This is a genomic window from Lentzea fradiae, from assembly GCF_900100955.1.
GTDB lineage: Bacteria > Actinomycetota > Actinomycetes > Mycobacteriales > Pseudonocardiaceae > Lentzea > Lentzea fradiae.
In genome coordinates, this window is the sequence record NZ_FNCC01000002.1 from 585,649 (window position 1) to 606,263 (window position 20,615).

Annotated in this window: 19 protein-coding genes; 11 read left to right on the plus strand and 8 right to left on the minus strand. The window is 71.0% G+C overall.

Translation table 11 applies throughout. The features are described 5' to 3' along the window. Window positions 1–84 precede the first annotated feature (84 nt). Genes BLT23_RS06950 through BLT23_RS06965 form a run of 4 tightly spaced genes read left to right on the plus strand, consistent with a single transcriptional unit; the run spans window position 85 to window position 5,428 of the window. A complete protein-coding gene (locus tag BLT23_RS06950) occupies window positions 85–1,761 on the plus strand; it encodes an FAD-dependent oxidoreductase (RefSeq protein WP_090046681.1) in 1,677 nt (558 codons plus the stop codon). Window positions 1,762–1,789: 28 nt separating this feature from the next. Beyond that, window positions 1,790–2,749 (plus strand): MBL fold metallo-hydrolase, encoded by a 960-nt coding sequence (locus BLT23_RS06955; RefSeq protein ID WP_090046683.1) that lies wholly within the window; start codon window positions 1,790–1,792, stop codon window positions 2,747–2,749. After that, complete coding sequence (locus BLT23_RS06960; protein WP_090046686.1) at window positions 2,746–3,999, plus strand: FAD-dependent monooxygenase; 1,254 nt, start codon at window positions 2,746–2,748, stop codon at window positions 3,997–3,999. The genes BLT23_RS06955 and BLT23_RS06960 overlap by 4 nt, the downstream gene beginning before the upstream one ends. 49 nt (window positions 4,000–4,048) lie before the next feature. After that, window positions 4,049–5,428, plus strand: a complete 1,380-nt coding sequence (locus tag BLT23_RS06965) for an FAD-binding oxidoreductase (RefSeq protein ID WP_090046688.1) — start codon at window positions 4,049–4,051, stop codon at window positions 5,426–5,428. Here the strand turns inward: BLT23_RS06965 and BLT23_RS06970 are convergent. Next, complete coding sequence (locus tag BLT23_RS06970) at window positions 5,423–6,868, minus strand: aldehyde dehydrogenase family protein (protein WP_090046929.1); 1,446 nt, start codon at window positions 6,866–6,868, stop codon at window positions 5,423–5,425. The two genes, BLT23_RS06965 and BLT23_RS06970, sit on opposite strands and share 6 nt — an antisense overlap. Before the next feature lie 10 nt (window positions 6,869–6,878). Further along, entirely contained in the window at window positions 6,879–7,547 is a 669-nt protein-coding gene (locus tag BLT23_RS06975; RefSeq protein ID WP_218133657.1) for an aminoglycoside phosphotransferase family protein, read from the minus strand. Between the two features lie 19 nt (window positions 7,548–7,566). Between BLT23_RS06975 and guaA the strand changes: the two genes are divergently transcribed. The 3 genes from guaA (at window position 7,567) to BLT23_RS06990 (ending at window position 10,957) form a co-directional block, all read left to right on the plus strand. Then, on the plus strand, window positions 7,567–9,126 hold the full coding sequence (gene guaA / locus BLT23_RS06980) for a glutamine-hydrolyzing GMP synthase (protein WP_090046692.1): 1,560 nt from the start codon (window positions 7,567–7,569) through the stop codon (window positions 9,124–9,126). A 129-nt stretch (window positions 9,127–9,255) separates the two neighbouring features. Further along, window positions 9,256–9,762, plus strand: a complete 507-nt coding sequence (locus BLT23_RS06985) for a DUF4365 domain-containing protein (protein ID WP_090046694.1) — start codon at window positions 9,256–9,258, stop codon at window positions 9,760–9,762. Between the two features lie 46 nt (window positions 9,763–9,808). Continuing rightward, a complete protein-coding gene (locus BLT23_RS06990; RefSeq protein ID WP_090046932.1) occupies window positions 9,809–10,957 on the plus strand; it encodes a hypothetical protein in 1,149 nt (382 codons plus the stop codon). Window positions 10,958–10,994: 37 nt separating this feature from the next. Here the strand turns inward: BLT23_RS06990 and BLT23_RS06995 are convergent, their stop codons facing one another. Beyond that, window positions 10,995–11,198: a hypothetical protein gene (locus BLT23_RS06995; RefSeq protein WP_245743718.1), complete on the minus strand. Its 204-nt coding sequence runs from the start codon at window positions 11,196–11,198 to the stop codon at window positions 10,995–10,997. Then, window positions 11,191–12,387 carry a PspC domain-containing protein gene (locus BLT23_RS07000; RefSeq protein ID WP_176946632.1) on the minus strand — a complete coding sequence of 399 codons (1,197 nt, stop codon included), beginning with the start codon at window positions 12,385–12,387 and terminating at the stop codon, window positions 11,191–11,193. The genes BLT23_RS06995 and BLT23_RS07000 overlap by 8 nt, the downstream gene beginning before the upstream one ends. A 132-nt stretch (window positions 12,388–12,519) precedes the next feature. On the opposite strand from BLT23_RS07000, the gene BLT23_RS07005 reads away from it, so the two are divergent. From BLT23_RS07005 to BLT23_RS07015, 3 genes are read left to right on the plus strand one after another with little or no spacing between them, the layout of a single operon-like run. Next, entirely contained in the window at window positions 12,520–13,692 is a 1,173-nt protein-coding gene (locus tag BLT23_RS07005; protein ID WP_090046936.1) for an ATP-binding protein, read from the plus strand. Continuing rightward, a complete protein-coding gene (locus BLT23_RS07010) occupies window positions 13,689–14,339 on the plus strand; it encodes a response regulator (RefSeq protein ID WP_045309891.1) in 651 nt (216 codons plus the stop codon). Before BLT23_RS07005 ends, BLT23_RS07010 begins: the two co-directional genes overlap by 4 nt. Before the next feature lie 7 nt (window positions 14,340–14,346). Then, entirely contained in the window at window positions 14,347–14,937 is a 591-nt protein-coding gene (locus BLT23_RS07015; RefSeq protein ID WP_090046698.1) for a phosphatase PAP2 family protein, read from the plus strand. On the opposite strand, the gene BLT23_RS07020 is transcribed toward BLT23_RS07015, so the two are convergent. The 3 genes from BLT23_RS07020 to BLT23_RS07030 all read right to left on the minus strand — a co-directional run bounded on the left by BLT23_RS07020 (window position 14,921) and on the right by BLT23_RS07030 (window position 17,911). Beyond that, the gene (locus tag BLT23_RS07020) at window positions 14,921–16,198 is read right to left on the minus strand and encodes a serine/threonine-protein kinase (RefSeq protein WP_245743722.1); all 1,278 of its coding nucleotides are present in this window, start codon (window positions 16,196–16,198) and stop codon (window positions 14,921–14,923) included. The genes BLT23_RS07015 and BLT23_RS07020 overlap by 17 nt on opposite strands. Window positions 16,199–16,442: 244 nt before the next feature. Next, the gene (locus BLT23_RS07025) at window positions 16,443–16,862 is read right to left on the minus strand and encodes an SsgA family sporulation/cell division regulator (protein WP_090046700.1); all 420 of its coding nucleotides are present in this window, start codon (window positions 16,860–16,862) and stop codon (window positions 16,443–16,445) included. A gap of 122 nt (window positions 16,863–16,984) precedes the next feature. Next, window positions 16,985–17,911, minus strand: coding sequence for a DMT family transporter (locus BLT23_RS07030; RefSeq protein WP_090046702.1), 927 nt, complete (start codon window positions 17,909–17,911; stop codon window positions 16,985–16,987). Between the two features lie 82 nt (window positions 17,912–17,993). Between BLT23_RS07030 and BLT23_RS07035 the strand changes: the two genes are divergently transcribed. After that, on the plus strand, window positions 17,994–18,896 hold the full coding sequence (locus BLT23_RS07035) for a LysR family transcriptional regulator (RefSeq protein ID WP_090046705.1): 903 nt from the start codon (window positions 17,994–17,996) through the stop codon (window positions 18,894–18,896). A gap of 13 nt (window positions 18,897–18,909) precedes the next feature. Here BLT23_RS07035 and BLT23_RS07040 read toward each other — a convergent pair whose 3' ends face one another. Beyond that, entirely contained in the window at window positions 18,910–20,562 is a 1,653-nt protein-coding gene (locus BLT23_RS07040) for a serine/threonine-protein kinase (RefSeq protein ID WP_090046707.1), read from the minus strand. Window positions 20,563–20,615 lie beyond the last annotated feature (53 nt).

The window sequence follows — 20,615 nt, forward strand, 5'->3', positions numbered from 1 at the left end:
ACAGCCCCGTTCGTGCGAGTGCCGCGCTCGTCTGAACCGATAGGGGACTAGGCGTTACCGGAAGTAACGCCTACTCTCCGACGCATGGGTGAACTCGCCGGTAACTTCGACGTCGTCATCGTCGGCTCCGGGTTCGGCGGGAGCGTGGCCGCGCTCCGGCTGGCCGAGAAGGGCTATCGCGTCGCCGTCCTGGAGGCGGGGCGCCGGTTCGCCGACGACGAGTTCGCCAAGACCAGCTGGAACCTGCGCCGCTACCTGTGGGCGCCGCAGGTCGGGTGCTACGGCATCCAGCGCATCCACCTGCTGCGCAACGTCATGGTGCTCGCCGGTGCCGGGGTGGGCGGCGGCAGCCTCGTCTACGCGAACACGCTGTACCGGCCGCTCAAGCCGTTCTTCGAGGACCGGCAGTGGGCGCACATCACCGACTGGCAGGACGAGCTCGACCCGTTCTACGACCAGGCGAGCCGCATGCTCGGGGTCGTCACGAACCCCACGACGACCCCCAGCGACGTCGTCATGCAGAAGGTCGCGAAGGACATGGGGGTCGAGGACAGCTACCACCCGACGCCCGTCGGCGTGTACTTCGGCGAGCCCGGCAAGAAGGCCGCCGACCCGTACTTCGGTGGCGCGGGGCCGGAGCGCACGGGCTGCACGGAGTGCGGCAGCTGCATGTCCGGCTGCCGGGTCGGCGCCAAGAACACGCTGGTCAAGAACTACCTCTACCTCGCGGAGCAGCTGGGGGCGCAGGTCTTCCCGCTCACGACCGTCACGCAGCTGAAGGAGAACGGCGGCCGCTGGACCGTCGAGGCGAAGAAGACCGGCGGACGGGCCACGTGGACGTTCACCGCCGACCAGGTGGTGCTGGCGGCCGGCACGTGGGGCACGCAGCAGCTGCTGCACCGGGCGAAGGCCACGACGCTGCCGAAGATCTCGTCCAAGCTCGGCGAGCTGACGCGCACCAACTCCGAGTCGATCATCGGCGCGGCGCGCACCAGCGTCGACCCGCGAAGCGACTTCACGCGTGGTGTCGCGATCACCAGCTCCATCCACCCCGACGAGATCACGCACATCGAGCCGGTCCGGTACGGCAAGGGCAGCAACGTCATGGGCATGTTGCAGACCCTCGCCACGGACGGCGCCCTGAGCACGCCGCGGTGGCTGCAGTTCGTCAAGCAGGCCGCGCGGAACCCGGTGCGGCTGCTCAAGATGCTCAGCGTGCGCCGGTGGAGCGAGCGGACCGTGATCCTGCTGGTCATGCAGAGCCTCGACAACTCCATCACGACGTTCCTCAAGCGCGGCAAGCTGAGCAGCAAGCAGGGGCACGGCGAGCCGAACCCGGCGTTCATCCCCGCCGGGCACGAGGCGAACCTGCTGGCAGCCAAGCACATCGACGGCATGGCGGGCGGCACGTGGGGCGAGCTGTTCAACATCCCGCTGACGGCGCACTTCATCGGCGGCTGCGCGATCGGGTCGTCGGAGGGCGAGGGCGTGATCGACCCGTACCACCGGGTCTTCGGCTACCCCGGACTGTCCGTTGTGGACGGTGCGGCGATCAGCGCCAACCTCGGGGTGAACCCGAGCCTCACGATCACCGCGCAGGCCGAGCGGGCCTTCTCGCTGTGGCCGAACAAGGGCGAGCAGGACCCGCGGCCCGCGCAGGGGCAGCCGTACCGGCGGGTCAACCCGGCGAAGCCGAAGAACCCGGCCGTGCCGGAGCAGGCTCCCGCCGCGTTGCGACTGCCGATCGTGGAGACCTCCTAGGAAGATCTCGTTTGGCTACGGTGGAGGCATGGCCACCAAGCCTTTCGCCTCCAGCGCCGACCTCGCGCCCAAGGACGAGCAGTTCGTCCGGCTCGCCAGAGGCGTCTACGCCCTGACCGCAGAAGGTGACCCCAACGTCGGCGCGATCGAGGCAGAGGACTTCCTCATCTGCTTCGAGGCACGGGCCACGCCCGCGGCCGCACGCCGGTGGCTCGAACAGCTGAGGAAGCACACCAAGAAGCCCGTCCGGTACCTCGTGCTCAGCCACTACCACGCCGTGCGCACGCTCGGCGCCAGCGCGTTCGACGCCCAGGAGGTCGTCGCGCACGAGATGACGCGCGTGCTGATCGCCGAACGCGGGCGGCAGGACTGGGAGAGCGAGCTGGGGCGGATGCCGCGGCTCTTCGAGCGGCCCGAGGAGATCCCCGGTCTGACGTGGCCGACGCTCACGTTCTCCGACCGCATGACGATCCCGCTCGGTGACGACCGCGGCGACCTGGTGTTGCAGCACCTCGGGCGCGGGCACACCGCGGGCGACATCGTCGCGTGGCTGCCGCAGCAGCGCATCCTCTTCGCGGGCGACCTGGTCGAGTCGCAGGCCGCGCTCTACACCGGGGACGCGTTCCACGACGAGTGGGCGACGTCCACTTTGGACGAGGTGGAGGAGCTCGGCGCGGAGGTGCTGGTAGGCGGGCGCGGCAAGGTCGCGCGCGACCGCATCGAGGTCGAGGCCGCGATCAGCCAGAGCAGGCACTTCCTCAACGAGCTGCGCAGGACCGTCGGCGGGGTGCACGCCGAGGGCGGCACGCTCAAGCAGGCGTTCCAGCTCGCGCACGTCACGTTGGTGGACCGGTACGGGCGCTGGCCGATCTTCGAGCACTGCCTGCCGTTCGACGTGAAGCGCTACTGGGACGAGTGCGAGGGCAGGGACTGGCCGGAGATCTGGACCGCCGAACGCGACCGCGCCGTCTGGGACGCGTTGCAATGACGGTCCTGGTGGTCGGTGCCGGACCGGTTGGGCTCACGGCGGCGCTGCTGCTGGCCAGGGCCGGGGTACCGAGCACCGTCCTGGAGGCGGCCGAGCACCGCGCCAAGGCGGGCAGCCGTTCCATCTGCGTGCAGCGCGACGTGCTGGAGATCCTGGAACGGGTCGGCGTCGGCCAGGCCGTCGCCGACGCGGGCGTCACCTGGTACACCGGCCGCACCTACTACCGCGACCGCGAGGTGCTGACCACCACCTTCCCTCGGGCAGAGGGCTTCCCGCCGTTCGTGAACACCCCGCAGACCGTCGTCGAGCAGCTGCTGGAGGACCGCGTCCGCGCCGAGCCGTTGATCGAGCTCCGTCACGGCCACGCCCTCACCGGTCTGGCGCAGGACGACGGGGGCGTGTCCACGCCGGACGGCATCAGGGCCACGCACTGCATCGCCGCCGACGGCGCCCACTCGACGGTCCGGCACCTGCTCGGCGTCCCGTTCGACGGCTTCTCGTTCGACGACCGGTTCATCATCGCCGACGTCCGCGTCGACCTGGACTTCGAGACGCCCGAGCGGCGCTTCTACTTCGACCCGCCGGGAAACGCGGGCCGGCAGGTTCTGCTCCACCCGCAGCCGGGCGGCGTGTGGCGGATCGACTGGCAGGTCGCCGACGACGTCGAGCTGACCGGTGACCACGTCCGCGCGGTCGTCGGCGACAAGCCGTACGAGATCGTCTGGCAGTCCACGTACCGCTTCCACCAGCGCCGTGCGCGCACCCTGCGCGTCGGGCGCGTGCTGCTCGCGGGCGACGCCGCGCACGTGATGAGCCCGTTCGGCGCGCGCGGCCTGAACTCGGGCATCTGCGACGCGGACAACGCGGCCTGGAAGATCGCCGCCGACCGCGCGGGAGAGGCGGGACCGCACCTGCTCGCGTCCTACGAGCTCGAACGCGGGGCCGCCGCCGACGAGAACCTCCGCATCACCGGCGAGACCATGCGGTTCCTGGTGCCGCGCACCCCGCAGGAGCGGGAGCGCCGCGAGCGGGCGCTCGAGTCCGGCGAGGGCATCGACTCGGGCAAGCTCTTCACGCCGTTCTCCTACGAGAGCTCCCCGCTGACCACCGAGGGCGGCGAGCTGGTGCCGGGGTCGCGCACCGCCGGTCCCGGCTTCAGCACCCGCGACGGCTGGTTGATCAGGCCAGATGGTCATGTCGCCGCACGTCGCTGCGACGATCGGGTGAAGCGTCGCGCACTCGGCTGGTGAGCCTCCCGCACAGGGCCACCATCGGCCGCGGGGGTGTTTCGACATGGGGATGGACAGACGAACCTTCTTGCAGGGGACCGCGCTCGCCGTGACGGGGCTGGGGGCGGGCACGACGACCGCGCACGCGAGCACCGGCTGGGCGCGGCTCAAGCGCAGGCTCGGCGACCGGCTCGTGCTGCCGGGCGACGCGGCCTACGACCGGCTCCGGCAGCCGTACAACCACGTCTACGCGCAGCGCAGACCGGCCGCCATCGCCCGGTGCGTCCGGCAGGAGGACGTGCAGGCGTGCCTCGACTTCGCCTCGCACGAACGGGTGCCGGTGGCCGCCCGCAGCGGCAGGCACAGCTACGCGGGCTACTCGGTGCCGGAGAACGGCCTCGTCGTCGACCTCGGCGGCCTGGCGGACGTGCGGGTCGCCGGCGGCTCCGCGCACGTCGGCGCCGGGGCGAGGCTCATCGACGTCTACGAGGGGGTCGGCGGCGCGGGCAGGGCGTTGCCGGCGGGCTCGTGCGGCACGGTCGGCATCGCCGGGCTGACGCTCGGCGGCGGCATCGGCGTGATCGGCCGCAAGTACGGCCTGACCTGCGACCACCTGACCAGCGCCAGGATCGTCACGCCGGACGGCGTGCTGCGCACCGTCGACGGGCACCGCGAGCCCGACCTGTTCTGGGCGTTGCGCGGCGGCGGTGGCGGCAACTTCGGCGTCGTCACGTCGTTCACGTTCCGCACGGACCCGGCGCCGGACCTCGCGGTGTTCAGCCTGCAGTACCCGGCGGGCGCGACCGCGGACGTGTTCGACGCCTGGCAGGAGTGGATCGCGACGACACCGGACGAGCTGTGGTCCGGGTGTGGCGTCTCGGCGACCGGCGGGCCGTCCAGGATCGGGTTCGACGGCACCTACGTCGGCTCCGCGAGGAACCTGCACCGGCTGCTCGACCGCATGCCCGCTGGCGGCGAGCGGACCGTGCGGGAGATGACCTACCTGGAGGCCATGCGGTTCTTCGCGGGACCTGCCGACGACCCCGGCCTGGCGTTCGTGGCGTCGTCGCGGATGCTGCGCCGCCGCGTGCCCGGCACCCGCGTCGCGGAGCTGGTGGACGGCGAGCGCGACGGGTTCTTCCAGCTCGACTCGTGGGGCGGCGCGCTCAGCCGGGTCGCGCCGGACGCCACCGCGTTCCCGCACCGCGACGTGCTGGCGAGCGCGCAGCTCTACGTCTTCGTGCGCGACCGGACCGAGGCCGAGGCCCGCGCGCTGCTGGCGGCGTGGCGGGACGGGCTCGGCGCGGGCACCACCGGGTACGTCAACTACATCGACCCGGAGATGCCCGACTGGCCCACCGCCTACTACGGCCGCAACCTCGCGCGGCTCAGGAAGGTCGCGCGGCGCTACGACCCGGACCGCGTGCTCGCCTTCCCGCAGGGCCTATAGCTGGATGCCGGTCAGGACCGTCACCCGTTCCTCGGTGAAGTCCTCCATCGCCGACCGGACGCCCTCACGTCCGGTGCCCGAGCCCTTCACACCGCCGTAGGGCATCTGGTCGGCGCGGTAGGACGGCACGTCACCGATGATCACGCCACCGACCTCCAGCTCGGCCGCCGCCTCGAACGCCACCCGCACGTCGCGGGTGAACACCCCGGCCTGCAGGCCGTACTCGGAGTCGTTGGCCTGCTCGAACGCGTTCTGCACGCCGTCCGCGACGGACACCACGAGCACCGGCCCGAAGACCTCCTGGGCCCACACCTTGGCGGTCCTCGGCACGTCGGTGAGCACGGTCGGCTCGACCGTCGCGCCGGTGCGCTTGCCGCCGAGCAGCACCTTCGCGCCGACGTCGGTGGCCATGTTGACCCACTCCTCGACGCGGCGGGCGTTGTCCTCGTCGATCAGCGGCCCGACCTCGACCTCCGGGTCGTGCGGGTCGCCGGTCTTCAACGCCCCCACGGCCGCCACGAGCTTCGGCACGAACTCGTCCGCGAGCGAGCGGTCCACGATCACCCGCTGCACGGCGATGCACGACTGCCCGGCCTGGTAGTTGCCGAACGTCGCGATGCGCTGCGCCGCGTGGTCCAGGTCCGTCCAGTCGGGACAGATGATCGCGGCCGCGTTGGAGCCCAGCTCCATCACGACGTGCTTGCGCGGCGCGGCTTCCATGAGCGACCAGCCGACCTTGGTGGAGCCGGTGAAGGAGATGACGGGCAGGCGCTCGTCCTTCACCAGCGCGTCCATGTCCTTGCCGCGCACGGGAAGCACCGAGAAGACGCCCTCCGGCAGCCCGGTCTCGGCCAGGATCTCGCCCAGCAGCAACGCGCTGAGCGGCGTCGCAGAGGCAGGCTTCACGATCACCGGCGCGCCCACCGCGAGCGCCGGGGCGACCTTGTGCGCCACCAGGTTCAGCGGGAAGTTGAACGGCGCCACGGCGAGCACCGGCCCGCGCGGCACGTGCCGGACGATCGCCATCCGCCCGACGCCACCGGCGTCGGTGTCGAGCCGCTGCAGACCACCGGTGAACCGGCGGGCCTCCTCGGCGGCGAACCGGAACGTGCCGACGGCGCGCTGCACCTCGATCTCGGCCCACTTGAGCGGCTTGCCGTTCTCGGCGGTGATCGTCTCGGCGATCTCCTCCGCCCGTTCGGCCAGGGTGCGCGACACCTGCAGCAGCGCCTCGGCCCGCACGTGGGCGGGGGTGAGCCGGAACTTCCTGGCCACCGCCGCGGCCGCCGCCACCGCGCGTTCCACCTGGTCTCTGCCCGGCACCGCGACCGAGGCGACCTCGGTGCCGTCGAACGGGTGCAGAACCTCCAACGCCTGGTCGCCCTGCTCGGGGCGGCCGGCGACCCAGCACGGCCGGGGCTGCGGTGTGAACGCGTCCATGACGGTCACGTTAGGCCCTGCCGCCCCGCACGTACCGGATGAGTTCCAAGTAGTAGTCGTCGTGCCGTTCCGCGCGTTGCCGGACGAACGCCGGATGCTCCCGGATCGTCCGGATCATGTCCTCCAGACGGGCGACGACATGATCCTCTTCGTAATCGCACCCATAGGCGTCGCAGAAGAGCCGGGCACGGCGCGGGCGGTCGTCCGGCAGCGCCAGCACGAACTGGATGACCGCCCAGCTGACGTCCCACCAGCGCGGCCCGGGATGCGCGGTGTCGAAGTCGAACACGCCCGTGGGGCGGCCGTCGGCGAAAACCATGTTGTACGGCGCGAAATCACCGTGCAGCACGACCTCGACCGGTTCCCGCGGCGGGTGCTGCCACCCGTCCCGCCGGTCGACGAGGCCGAGCGTCGCGTCGTGCAGCCGCCGCAGCATGAGCGCGGACTCGACCAGCGCGGCGTCATCCGATGGGGGCACGTGGCCAACGTCACCGGGCAGGTAGCCGAGCAGCTCGTGCCCGCCGTCCAGCCCGAGCGGCACCGGCGCGATCCCGAGAGGTGCCAAGTGCCGCAACAACTCGTGCACCCGCGGCGCCCACGGCCCGGCAGGCCGCCGCACCGCGTCACCCACTTTGAACACCTCGTTCAGCCCGCCACCGGTCAGCAGCTCTCCGTCCACGCATGACATCCTTGGGGTCGTGTCCGACACCAGCAACCGCCCTGTTCTCGTCGTCGACTTCGGTGCCCAGTACGCGCAGCTGATCGCCCGCCGCGTGCGCGAGGCCCAGGTCTACTCCGAGGTGGTCCCGCACACCGCGTCGGTGGGCGAGATCCTCGACAAGAACCCGCTGGCCATCGTGCTGTCCGGTGGCCCGTCGAGCGTCTACGAGGAAGGCGCGCCGCAGGTCGACCCGAAGCTGTTCGAGACCGGCGTCCCGGTCTTCGGCATCTGCTACGGCTTCCAGGCGATGGCGCGCGCGCTCGGCGGCTCGGTCGAGCAGACCGGCACCCGCGAGTACGGCCGCACCGACCTGTCCGTGCCTGCCGAGGGCGGAGCGCTGCACCAGGAGCTCCCGGTGAGCCACCCGGTGTGGATGAGCCACGGCGACGCCGTCACGAAGGCGCCGGAGGGCTTCACCGTCACCGCCACCAGCGAGGGCGCCCCGGTCGCCGCGTTCGAGGACACCCAGCGCCGCTTCGCCGGCGTCCAGTACCACCCGGAGGTGCACCACTCGCCGCACGGCCAGGAGGTGCTGCGCCGGTTCCTGCACGACATCGCGGGCCTGCGTCCGCAGTGGACCACGTCGTCCATCGTGGACGAGCAGGTCGCCCGCATCCGCGAGCAGATCGGTGACGGCAAGGCCATCTGCGGCCTGTCCGGCGGCGTCGACTCCGCCGTGGCCGCCGCCCTGGTCCAGAAGGCCATCGGCGACCGCCTCACGTGCGTCTTCGTCGACCACGGCCTGCTCAGGGCAGGCGAACGAGCCCAGGTCGAACGCGACTACGTGGCCGCCACCGGCATCAAGCTGGTGACCGTCGACGCCCGCGAACGCTTCCTGACCGCCCTGGCCGGAGTCACCGACCCCGAGCAGAAGCGCAAGATCATCGGCCGCGAGTTCATCCGCGTCTTCGAACAGGCCGAACGCGACCTCAAGGCCGAGGGCGACTACCGCTTCCTCGTCCAGGGCACCCTCTACCCGGACGTCGTCGAGTCCGGCGGCGGCGCGGGCGCCGCGAACATCAAGTCCCACCACAACGTCGGCGGCCTGCCAGACGACCTCCAGTTCGAGCTGGTCGAGCCGCTCCGGGCCCTGTTCAAGGACGAGGTCCGCCGCGTCGGCACCGAGCTCGGCCTGCCGGAGACGATCGTGCAGCGCCAGCCGTTCCCCGGCCCCGGCCTCGGCATCCGCATCATCGGCGAGGTCACCCAGGAGCGCCTCGACACGCTGCGCCAGGCCGACGCCATCGCCCGCGAGGAACTGACCCTCGCGGGCCTCGACCGGTCCATCTGGCAGTGCCCGGTCGTCCTGCTCGCGGACGTCCGCAGCGTCGGCGTCCAGGGCGACGGCCGCACCTACGGCCACCCGGTCGTGCTGCGCCCCGTCTCGTCCGAGGACGCGATGACCGCCGACTGGACGCGCCTGCCGTACGAGGTGCTGGAGCGGATCTCGACCCGGATCACCAACGAGGTGGCGGAGGTCAACCGCGTGGTGCTCGACGTGACGTCGAAGCCGCCGGGCACCATCGAGTGGGAGTAGGAACGTGAGAAGGCCCCCGGGAGACCGGGGGCTTTTTCATGCTTTCGTGTGGCTCTTGATCAAATTCCCCGAAGCCCTTCTCGAACGCGCCTAGGGTGCTGCCGGTCCGCCGCCACGAGGAGGGAGCCCATGGCAGACGGGGACGACGGTGCGCGACCGACGACTCAGCTCGACGGTGGCCTGCCGATGACAGCTCGCCAGGAGCAGTTCAGCCTGGCGTTCGTCAGGATGATCGCCGCGGCGGCCGGCTGCTCGATCAAGTGGCACGAGACGGACTACGACGGCGTCGACATCACCATCGCGGCGTCGACCGAGTACGAGAAGTACTACTGCCCGGAGTTCGAGCTGCAGCTCAAGTGCACGACCCAGCACAACCTGCTGGGGGACACGCACTTCGCCTGGAGGATGGAACGCGGCCCGTTCGTCAGGCTCACCCACCGCAAGCGGTACAACGAGGCGTTCCTCGGCGTCCTCGTGATTCCGCGTGACGACGAACCGCTGCTGAGCCAGTGCGAGGAGCACCTGCTCACCGGTAGCCGCATGTACTGGGAGCACGCCACACTGCTGGGTGAGATCGCTGATGGCGCCAGCAGCAAGACAGTGCACCTGCGCCTAGAACTAACCTCTTCGACGTAGCGAGTTTGCGGAGCATCATGCAGAGGGTCGGCGAAGGAGGCGTGTGGTGAGCACCCCACCGGTCGACGACTACCGCGAGCTCGCCGGCAGCCTCACCCCGCTGGCCGTGCAGCAGTACCTCGCCGCCAACGACTGGCAGCTCGAAGCGCAGGTTCCGGACGTCCGGCAGATCTGGCGCCTCCGCGACGAGGCGCGAGTCATGCTCCCGCTGGCGACCGACTACGTCGACTTCGCCCAGCGCTTCCGCGACACCCTGCGCGCGCTGGCCACCGTGTACGACTGGGATCCCGGCCGGCTCGCGGAGAAGATCACCGCCACCCGTGCCGATCTCTTCTTCGTCCGCTTCGACCAGCTCATGATCGACGGGACGCTCCCGTTCAGGCAGGCGGAGAAGGCGCTCGACGGTCTGTTCAAGATGATGAAGGCGGCGGCTACCTCGGCCGACGACCCGATGCATTCCCACAGGGGCCGCCGGTCCAGCACGGTGACCGACTTCCTCGACGAGGACATCCGGCTCGGCCACACGAAGCGCGGCAGCTTCGTCTTCACCGTCGTGACGCGCCTCGGTGAGCCGCTTCCCGTGAACGAGCAGGACGGAGGCCGCGTGGCCCCGTTCCCGCGGCGGGTGATGGAAACGCTGGCCACCGGTTTGTCGGCGGCGCGCGACCTCTCGCTGAGCTGGGACCCCCACGCCGTCGAGCGGGCGGTTGAGCGCGGGCTCAGCGCGAACCTCGTGGAGTCGCTCCAAGACCTGACGGAAGCGGACTCGCTGCGTGAGCTCGACCTGTCGTTCGACTGGGCGGCGAGCGAACCCCCGCCCGACGTTCCCACCTCGCGCATCGTGGTGAACCGCGACGCGATCGTCGGACTGCCGCGCGTCCGCGAGCGGCTGGTCCGGCGGGAAGAGCCGCCGCGCACGGAGACCGTCGTCGGCCAGGTCCGTTCGCTCACCCGTGAGGAACCCAACGGCGATGACCAGGAGGAGACGACGATCGTCCTGAGCGCCGAGGTCAGGGGACGCACCAGGAAGATCCACGTTCCGCTGACCGGGGACGACTACGAGTGGGCGATCTTCGCCCACCGGAGGAAGCTGCCGTTCACCGTCACGGGCAACCTGGCGTTCGAACGAGGGGCGTGGCGCCTGACCGGACCGGTGACCGTCGACCCGAGCTTCCTGCAACACCAGCGAAGCTGACCAACGAGAAAGGCCCCCGGCGGACCGGGGGCCTTCGTCATTCGCGGGTCTTGTTGCGTCTCAACGAGTTGGTCAGCAGCACCACGCCGACCACGATCGCCGTGCCGCCCAGCGCCCACCGGAAGTCGAGCCAGAACGTCCCGCTGCTCAGCACGTACACGGCCATCAGCCCACCGGCGATCCCGAAGACCAGGCTCACCGGGTCGATCCGCCTGCGCATCACCTGCTGCTGCTCAGTCACGGAGCACCTTCACCTCTCCGACGCCGACCTGGATGTCGACGTCGATCTCCAGGCCGCCTTCGCCGTCCTCGCCCACGTCGGTTCCCTGGACCTTCACCTTGCCGCCGTCGGCGTTCCTGCCGAGGCAGTGGAGGCCGCCGATGGAGCCCGCCTCGCACTTGAACGACACGTCGGCGTTCTTCGGCACGTGCACGACGATCTCGCCGAGCTCGGTCTCGATCTCGGTCTCCACCGAACCGGTGTCCGGCAGCTGCCGCAGGTCGAGCATGATGCTGCCGGCGCCGATCTCGTACCTGTCCCTCACGTCGGCGACGTTCTTCGGGGTCTCCGCGATGCTGCCGACGTTCGCGGGTCCGTCGAAGTCGACCGCGGTGAAGGCGAAGCCCGCCACCGACAGCGGGACCAGCAGCCAGATCAGGCTGCGGCCCGCGCCGACGAACGAGCCGACGAGCAGGCCCGCCGCCAGGGTCGCGATCGCGAGGCCCATGATGTGCGGCACCGTGAACCACGGCACCCACATGCCGGCGATCGACGCGCTCGCGGCGACCAGCATCGTGACGCCCAGGGTCGCCGCGGCCACCTTCGGGCGGTTCGGGCGCCGGCGCGGGGCCGGTGGCTGCGACTGCGGCTTCGGGGACGGTTCGGGCAGGTCCCACGCGAACGGGGCGGCGCCCAGCGGGTCCCACGCCGGTGCTCCCGGCACCAGCGGTGTCGTCGCCTGGGGCGTCTCCTCACCGGTGAGCGACATCGCCGGGGCCAGGTGCCCGCGGTTCTTCTGCAGCAGGTAGATGCACGCGACCGACGCTGCGATCGTCACGAACACCTGGAAGCCGCCCTCGCCGAACATGAACGCCAGCGCGGGGAACATCAGGATGCCCAGCAGCACGGTCTGTCCCTGGGACATCGAGCTGGAGCCCTTGCCGAGCAGCGCTTCGGCCGGTGAGGTCTGGTCGCCCTCCTCCGGCAGCAGCAGCCAGCCGCCCAGGTACATCGGGACGCCGACGCCGCCGGCCAGCACGAGCGCGACGAACGCGATCCGGACGATCACCGGGTCGATCCGGTAGCGCAGGGCGATCCCGGTGGCGACGCCGCCGATCTTGCGCCCTGCACGGGGCCGCACCGGACGGTGGGCCCAGAACTCTCTGAGCGTGTCCGCCACGCCCTGCATGACCTTCTCAGTCCCGCTCACGACCACCAGGTTGCTAGGTCCGGCCGTCCTCCACATCAGGGACCAGCCCTGAATCCGGGAACCGGGGTGATCCCTGATGAACAACTCGAGGCGACGTGTGACGATCAGGTGGTGAGTGCAGGCATCGAGCCGATGCGCCGCCGACGCACCGGCCGGGTGGTCGCGGGCGTCGCGAGCGGACTGGCGGACCACCTGAACGCACCCGTCTTCTGGGTGCGTGCGGTGTTCGCCGTGTTCGCCGCGTTGAGCGGCGCGGGGATCATCGCGTACGCGCTTCTCTGGATGTTCGTCCCGCAGTCCGCGGAGGCGGAGCCGGAGACCGACGAGGACCGCAAGGAGTGGCAGCAGGCTGTCGGTCTCGCGGCGCTCGGTCTGGGCGTCGCCGTGTTCACGGGTCTGCTGAGCGGCGCGGCGAGCGGCTGGGTGACCGGCCCGATCGCCGTGGCGCTCGTGGGTGCCGCGGTCGTGTGGCGCGAGGCGGACGAGGCGCAGCGGCGCAGGTGGAAGGACGGCGCGTTCGGCACGGGGAAGAAGTCGGGCGTCGTGCGGGCCGCGGCGGGGGCGGCACTGGTGGCGCTGGGGGTCGGCGCGTTCCTGGTGTCGAACGACTCCATCCAGAACCTGCCGAGCGTCGCGCTGGCCGTGCTCGCCACGCTGGTCGGCGTCGCGGTGCTGACCGTGCCGCTGTGGATGCGGCTGGTCCGCGACCTGGACGCGGAGCGCCGGGCGCGCATCCGCACCGAGGAACGCGCCGAGATCGCCGCCCACCTGCACGACTCGGTGCTGCAGACGCTCGCCCTGATCCAGAAGCAGTCGGAGTCGCCGCGCGAGGTGAAGCGCCTCGCCCGCAGCCAGGAGCGCGAGCTGCGCAGCTGGCTCTACGGCCGCGAGGTGGGCGACCGGCCGACGACCATGAGCGTCGCCATCGCCCAGACGTGCGCCGAGGTGGAGGACGGCTTCGCCATCGCCGTGTCGCAGGTCGTGGTGGGGGACTGCGACCTGGAGGACGGCATGTTCGCGTTGATCCAGGCGGCGAAGGAGGCGATGGTCAACGCCGCGAAGCACGCGGGCGTCGGCGAGGTGAGCGTCTACGCGGAGATCGAGCCCGACAAGGTGACGGTGTTCGTGCGCGACAGGGGCAAGGGTTTCGACCCGGACACCGTGCCGGAGGACCGGCATGGCCTGTCGGGCAGCATCCGGGGGAGGATGGACCGGCACGGCGGACAGGTGCGACTGCGCACCGCACCCGGTGAGGGGACCGAGGTGCAGCTCGAGATGCCGAGGAAGACGGAGGCCAGGACGTGAGCGTGAGGGTGTTCCTGGTGGACGACCACGCGTTGTTCCGCGCGGGAGTCCGCGCGGAGCTCGACACCATCACCGACGCGGTGGAGGTCGTGGGCGAGGCGGGCAGCGTCGGCGAGGCGGTGGCGGGCATCGCCCACCACAAGCCGGACGTGGTGCTGCTCGACGTGCACATGCCCGACGGCGGCGGTGCCGAGGTGCTGCGGCAGATCCGGACGAAGATCCCGGAGGTCACGTTCCTCGCGCTGTCGGTCTCCGACGCCGCCGAGGACGTCATCAACGTGATCCGCGCCGGTGCGCGCGGCTACGTGACGAAGACGATCTCCAGCCAGGAGCTGGTCAAGGCGGTCGTGCGGGTCTCGGAGGGCGACGCGGTGTTCTCGCCGCGGCTGGCCGGGTTCGTGCTGGACGCGTTCGCGGACCGGCCGGGTGCCGCGCCGATCAGCGACCCCGAGCTCGACCTGCTGACGCCCCGCGAACGCGACGTCCTGCGGCTGCTGGCCCGTGGCTACGCTTACAAGGAGATCGCGTCCGAGCTGTTCATCAGCGTGAAGACGGTGGAGACGCACGTGTCGAGCGTCCTGCGGAAGACGCAGCTCTCCAACCGGTACGAGCTGTCCCGCTGGGCCACGGATCGCAGACTGGTCTGAGGGGAACTTGGTCGAGAAGGTCGCCCGCGGTGCCACCGAGGTGCTGGCGCCGTGGGTCTGGGTGGTCCTGCTGCCGTTCGCCGTCGCGGCGGCCACGGAGTCCGTGTGGATGACGCTGGTGTGGGGGTTCGTCGTCGCGTTGACGGCGTCCATCATCCCGATGGCGGTCATCGTGCGCGGCGCGCGCAAGGGCAAGTGGGACGGCCACCACGTCACGAACCGCGAGGGCAGGGTCGTACCGCTGCTCACGGCGGGCGCGTCGCTGACGGCGGGCACGGTGATCATGTTCCTGGGCGGTGCGCCGCGGTCGGTGCTCGCGCTGGCGGGCAGCATGTTCGCGGCCCTGGTCGTCAGCATGGCGATCACGTTCGGGCTGAGGTGGAAGATCTCGCTGCACGCAGCGGTGGCGTGGGCGGCCGTGGTGACCCTGACTGTCGTCTACGGGCCGTGGTGGCTGCTGCTGGCCGTGCCGGCGGCGCTCGTGTCGTGGTCGCGGGTGGAGCTGGGCGACCACACGACGGCGCAGGTGCTGGCGGGCTCGGTGATGGGCGTCGTCGTGGGTGGCGGCTGTTTCTGGCTGCTCAGCTCTGCCTGGTAGTGCTGACGATCTTCATCTGGTTGCTGACCGAGGCGACCTCGATGTCGAAGACGCCCTGCTCGGTGGCGCCGTCCCTGGTCATCGCCAGGGGGATGCTGACCACCCAGTTCACGTTCCGCGACGCCACCGTGGCGGCCCCGGTGATCTCGACGGACGTGTAGACGCTCCACCGCTTGACGTACTCGTCCTTGGGTTCCTGCGCCTGGCCGCGGAGGTTCTCCCACGCCCGTCCCGCCTTGTCCGGCAGCAGGCGGTAGTGCTGGTGCACGAACGCGTTCGCCTCTTCCGCCGTGAAGTAGACCACCGGCTGGTAGCCGAAGTCGGCGGGGTTGACGGTCCGGCCGCCCTGGGTGCCGTTCCAGTACGCGGCGGCGGCACCGCCTCCGACGGCGAGGAGCCCGATGATCGACAGGATCACCAGGATGCGCCGGTTCGGCGGCTTGCGGCGGGCGGGCTGCGGCGGCACGACCAGCGGCTGCGACGGCTGCGGCTCCTCGGACAGCAGCTCGGCGGCCTCCTGGGCGGTCGGGCGCTCCTTCGGGTCCTGCGCGAGCAGGCGCATCAGCAGCGGCGTGAGCTCGCCCGCGTTCTTCGGGTCGCGCAGCTGCCCGCTGGCGGCCCGGTAGATGAGGCCGAAGCTGTTGTCGCTGGGCCCGAAGACGGACTCGCCCTCGATGGCCGCGTAGATGGTGGCGCCGAGCGAGAACACGTCGGACGCCTCACCGGGCTGCTCACCCCGTGCGACCTCGGGCGCGAGGTAGGCGGGCGTGCCCGCGATCATGCCGGTGTCGGTCATCGTGCCGTCGCCGGACGCCTTGGAGATGCCGAAGTCGGTGATCTTGACGGTGCCGTCGTCGCCGATCAGGACGTTGCCGGGCTTGATGTCGCGGTGGACCAGTCCCGCGTTGTGCGCCGCGGCCAGCGCCGAGGCGACCTTGGCGCCGATGCTCGCCGCCTGGGCCGGCTTGAGCGGGCCGCGCTGGGCGATCAGCGCCGACAGGCTGAGCGAGGGCAGGTACTCCATGACGATCCACGGCTCTTCGTCGTCGCTCGCCACGACGTCGAACACCGCGATCGCGTGCGGGTGGTGCAACCGGGCGGCGTTGCGCGCCTCGCGCATCGCCCGCTGGTGGTCGCCGGTGATGAGCTGCTTGACCGCGACCTCGCGCGCCAGCACCTCGTCGCGTGCCCGCCAGACCACCCCCATCGCACCGCTGCCGATGCGCTCGAGCAGCGTGTAGCGGTCCCCGATGGTCGTCACACCTTGAGACTAATCAATCGCGCAGACGCACCACGGGGGTTCCCCGCTCGCGGGGTGGTGGTGAGGATCTCGCCGGGCCCGCCCCCGGTGGGGACTCGCGTCCGGGGCCGCTCGGCGGTGGAACGTGCCGTCCGTCGTTGCCCACGACGTGCGACACCGGGTGTGCACAGGTGGTTTCCGGTGACGAGCTGCCCTGCGGCAACCTCGCCCCGCGCCCGTCAGCCCACCTGAGCGCCGCGCTGGCCTAGTCGATCGTCGAGACCAGCTTCTGCAGCTCCCGGTCGAAGTCGATCCACAGGTCCTCCTCGCCCGGCTGGACGACGTCGTAGGACAGGTCCAGGAACGTCGCCACGTCCTCGGCGAGCGCGCTGAGGATGGCGAACCCGGTCGGGGCGTTCAGCTCCACCAGGACGCGCTCAGGGTCGTCGGACGCGGGGCGGACCAGGATGTCGCCCTCGCCGCACGGCGTCAGCAGGCCGTCCGACAGCAGGTCCCTGGCGAACATCCACTCGACGCGTCCCGACCCCGTGAAGAAGACGACGGCGACCGCGTACGGGTCCTCCGGGTCGTACACGAGCTCCGCCTCGACCGGCGCGGGGGCCGCTCCGGGGGCCAGGAGGTGAAAAGTCGTCCTGGCGGTGACCTTCAGGTTCTGGTTGTTCATGTCGATGTCCTTCTTGGGCTCGTCTCCACAACCGCTCACTGTTGAGGAGACGGCCAACGGGCCCCGGAAGGACGCGATTCGGCCCGGAACCATCCTTCTGGGGGAGACGCGCGTCTCATCCCTCAGCGTTTGACCAGGTCGTGCGTCTCGTTTGGTGGGACGGTCTGACCTGCCGCGACGGGCCTGCGCCGGGTCAGCGCCACGCCTGCCAGCACCACCAGCATGCCGAGGACGACCCTGGCGTTGAGCTGCTCGCCGAGGAAGACCGCTCCGAGGAGCACCGACACCACCGGCAAGAGGTAACCGACGGTGGTCGCCGTGGTGGCGCCCTCGTCCGCGATCACCCGGTAGTTGAGGATGAAGGCCACGCCGGTGCCGAACACGCCGAGAACGGTGACGGCGACGATGCCCACCCAGTGCAGGTGCAGCGGCTGCAGGCCACCGACCGGCAGCGCCACGAGGAGCATCCCCGTCGCGGCGGTCAGCTGGACGGCGGCGAGCTGCGTGGGCGTGGCGCCGGTGTTGACCAGGTAGCGGCCCGCGTAGGAGTAGCCGACGGCGTAGCTCGCGGCGCCGACGAGGCACAGCAGGGCGCCCCAGTTCGCGATGCCGTCGGCGGACTGCCACGGCGCGAAGATCAGCAGGACACCGGCGAAGCCCAGTCCGAGCCCGAGCATCCGGACCAGGTGGCTGATCTTCTCCGTGCCCAGCAGCAGGCCGATGGCCAGTGCGAACAGCGGGGTGGTCGAGTTGAGCACCCCGGACACGCCCGAGTCGACCGTCCGGCCGCCGAACGCGAAGAGCGTGAACGGCACCGCGCTGCTGAACAGCGCCACGAAGAGCATGTGCCACCAGATTCGGCGGTCGCGCGGCAGCGTCATCCGCGCCAGCGCCAGCACCACGAAGAGCACGACCGCCCCGAGGAACGTCCGCGCGAGCGAGATCTGCAGGGGAGAAAGGCTCCCGAGCGCGAGCTTCATCCACAGGAAGCTCGAACCCCACAGCAGGGCGAGGACGCCCATCCTGACCAGCGTTGCGCGTTGGTTCACGCCCTCAACTCTGCGCTCGCCGACACCTGAAAACAATTTAATTGTTGTGCAGAACCCTTAAGCAGCTCTGTAGTGTCGAGGCATGCTGGACGTGCGACGCATGCAGGTGCTCAGGGCCGTCGTGACCACCGGTTCCATCACCGCGGCCGCCACCAACCTCGGCTACACCCCCTCGGCGGTGTCGCAGCAGGTCGCGGGCCTGGAGAAGCAGGCGGGAATGCCCCTGCTGGAACGGGTCGGGCGGGGCGTCCGGCCCACCGCCGCCGGTCGGCTGCTGACCGAGCACGCCGCCCGTCTCGCCGAGCAGCTGGCCGAGGCGGAGAGCGCGCTGACGGCGTTGCGCAACGGCTGCGCCGGCACCCTGCGCGTCCGCTACTTCGCCACGGCGGGAGCGGCCCTCGTGCCGCCCGCGGTGGCGACGTTCCGCGCCGAGCGCACTGGCGTCGAGCTGGACCTGAAGCTGACCGAGCCGAACGACCCGTTCGAGGAGCTCGCCGCTGGCCGCGCGGACGTGGCGATCACCGTCCTGGAGCCCGACGCGCCCGCCCCGCAGGGGGTGGTCGCCCGGCACCTGCTCGCCGACCCGTTCTACGCCGTGCTCCCGCGCGGCCACGCCCTCGCCCGCAAGCGCGTGATCGACCTCGGCGAGCTCGCGGACGAACCGTGGGTCAACGCGGACTGCGGTGCCACCGGTCTGTGCGGGAACCTGGTGCCGAACGCGTGCGCCGGTGCGGGGTTCTCCCCGAAGGTCGCGGTCGAGAGCGACGACTACGCGACCGCGCAGGGGTTCGTGGCGGCCGGGCTCGGCGTCGCGGTCATCCCGCGGCTCGGCCTGGGCTACGCGCATCCCGGCGTCGTGCTGCGCAAGGTGCGCAACCCCGAGCCGGTGCGGCACATCCACGTCGTCTACCGGGAGGACATGGCGTGGAACCCCGCCGTGCTCTCGCTGGCGGAGGCGCTGGAGAAGGCCGCGCGGGTCAGCTGACCCGCGCGCTCTCTCAGTAGCCCTGTGCCGCGCCGAGCGACTTCTCGCTGCTCAGCAGCAGGTTCGGGCTCGCCCACTGGAACGAGATGCCGCGCCGTTCGACGCTCTTCTCGCCGTTCTTCTTGACGTACTCGACGTCGACTTCCCAGTAGAAGCTCGACTTCTCGACCGCGTTGAGGATCTTGGCCTTCTCGACGTTCTTCCAGAAGGAGTCGAACCCGCTCTGACCGCCGGGGTAGTTGCCCTGGAAGTTGGCGTTGCCCATCTTCCACGCCTCGGCGGGCGAGTCGGGGGCCATCTCGAAGTAGTCCCGCAGGTAGCTCTCCATGTCGGCGGGCTGTGGCTGGGTCGTCCACTGACCCGCCTTCCCGGCCGACTTCGGCGGCGTCGACGGCTTGGAGCTGTCCTTCGTCTGCGACACGGAGGTGTCGGGACCCGCGAGGTTGTCGGAGCCGTTGTCGTCGCCGTTGCTGGAGATCATGCTCGCGAACATGATGCCGACCACGGCCGCCGCCACGATGGCGAGCGCGGTGTAGACGGTCGACTTCCTGCTCTTCACCGACGACGCGAGCGCCGCGGCCGAGGACCTCGGGCGCCGCGAGTACTGGGGCGCCGCGGCGGGCCGCTGGTTGGACGGCGCCGGGTGCTGCGCCGGCATCGCACGCGGAGGCGTGTGCGGAGGCGTCTGCATGTCCACGCGCGTCGCGTTGGGCGGCGGCGGGCTTTGCTGCTGCTGCGGTGGCAGGGCACGCGTGGCGGCCTGCGGCTGCGGCTGCACCGGGGCACCGCGCCACGACGGCGGGTGCGTCGGCGCGACGACAGCGGGCGTGAAGGCGGGGGTGGCCTGACCGTTGGCGACGGCGGCGAGCGCGTCGCGGGCCTCGGCCATCGTGGGGCGGTCCTCGGGCTCCGCGCGCAGCAGCCGCATCAGCAGCGCCGTCAGCGGGCCCGCGTTGCGCGGCGGGTTGACCTTGCCGGACGCGACCTTGTGCAGCAGCGCGATGGTGTTCTCGCTCAGCCCGAACGGGGGCTCGCCCTCGATCGCCGCGTACAGCGTCGACCCGAGGGAGAACACGTCGGACGGCGAGCCGGGGTCGTAGCCCTTGGCGACCTCGGGCGCGAGGTAGGCGGGGGTGCCGGCCAGCATGCCCGTCGCGGTGACGGTGACGTCACCCGTCGCGCGGGAGATGCCGAAGTCGGTGATCTTGACCGTGCCGTCGTCGCCGAGCAGCACGTTGCCGGGCTTGATGTCGCGGTGCACGATGCCCGCGTTGTGCGCGGCGGCCAGCGCCGAGGCGACCTGCATGCCGATCGACGCGACGTCCCGCGGCGGCAGCGTGCCGCGCTCGGACAGCACGGCCGAGAGGCTCTTGGACGGCAGGTACTCCATCACGAGCCACGGCTGGCCGTCGTCCTCGGCGACGTCGTAGACCGCCACGGCGTGCGGGTGCTGCAGGCGGGCGGCGATGCGGCCCTCGCGCATGGCGCGTCTCTTGGCCTCGTCCGTGTCTGCCTCGGCGAGCCCGGGCTGCAAGAGCAGCTGCTTGACCGCGACGGTGCGGTGCAGGCGTTCGTCGTGTGCGGTCCAGACGACGCCCATGGCGCCACTACCGATCCGCTGGCTCAATCGGTAGCGACCAGCGACCAATCGGCCATCGTCGGTCACAGTTGCTCCCCGCTGTGCGGTCACTTGCTCTCTGTTTAACGGCTGATCACACC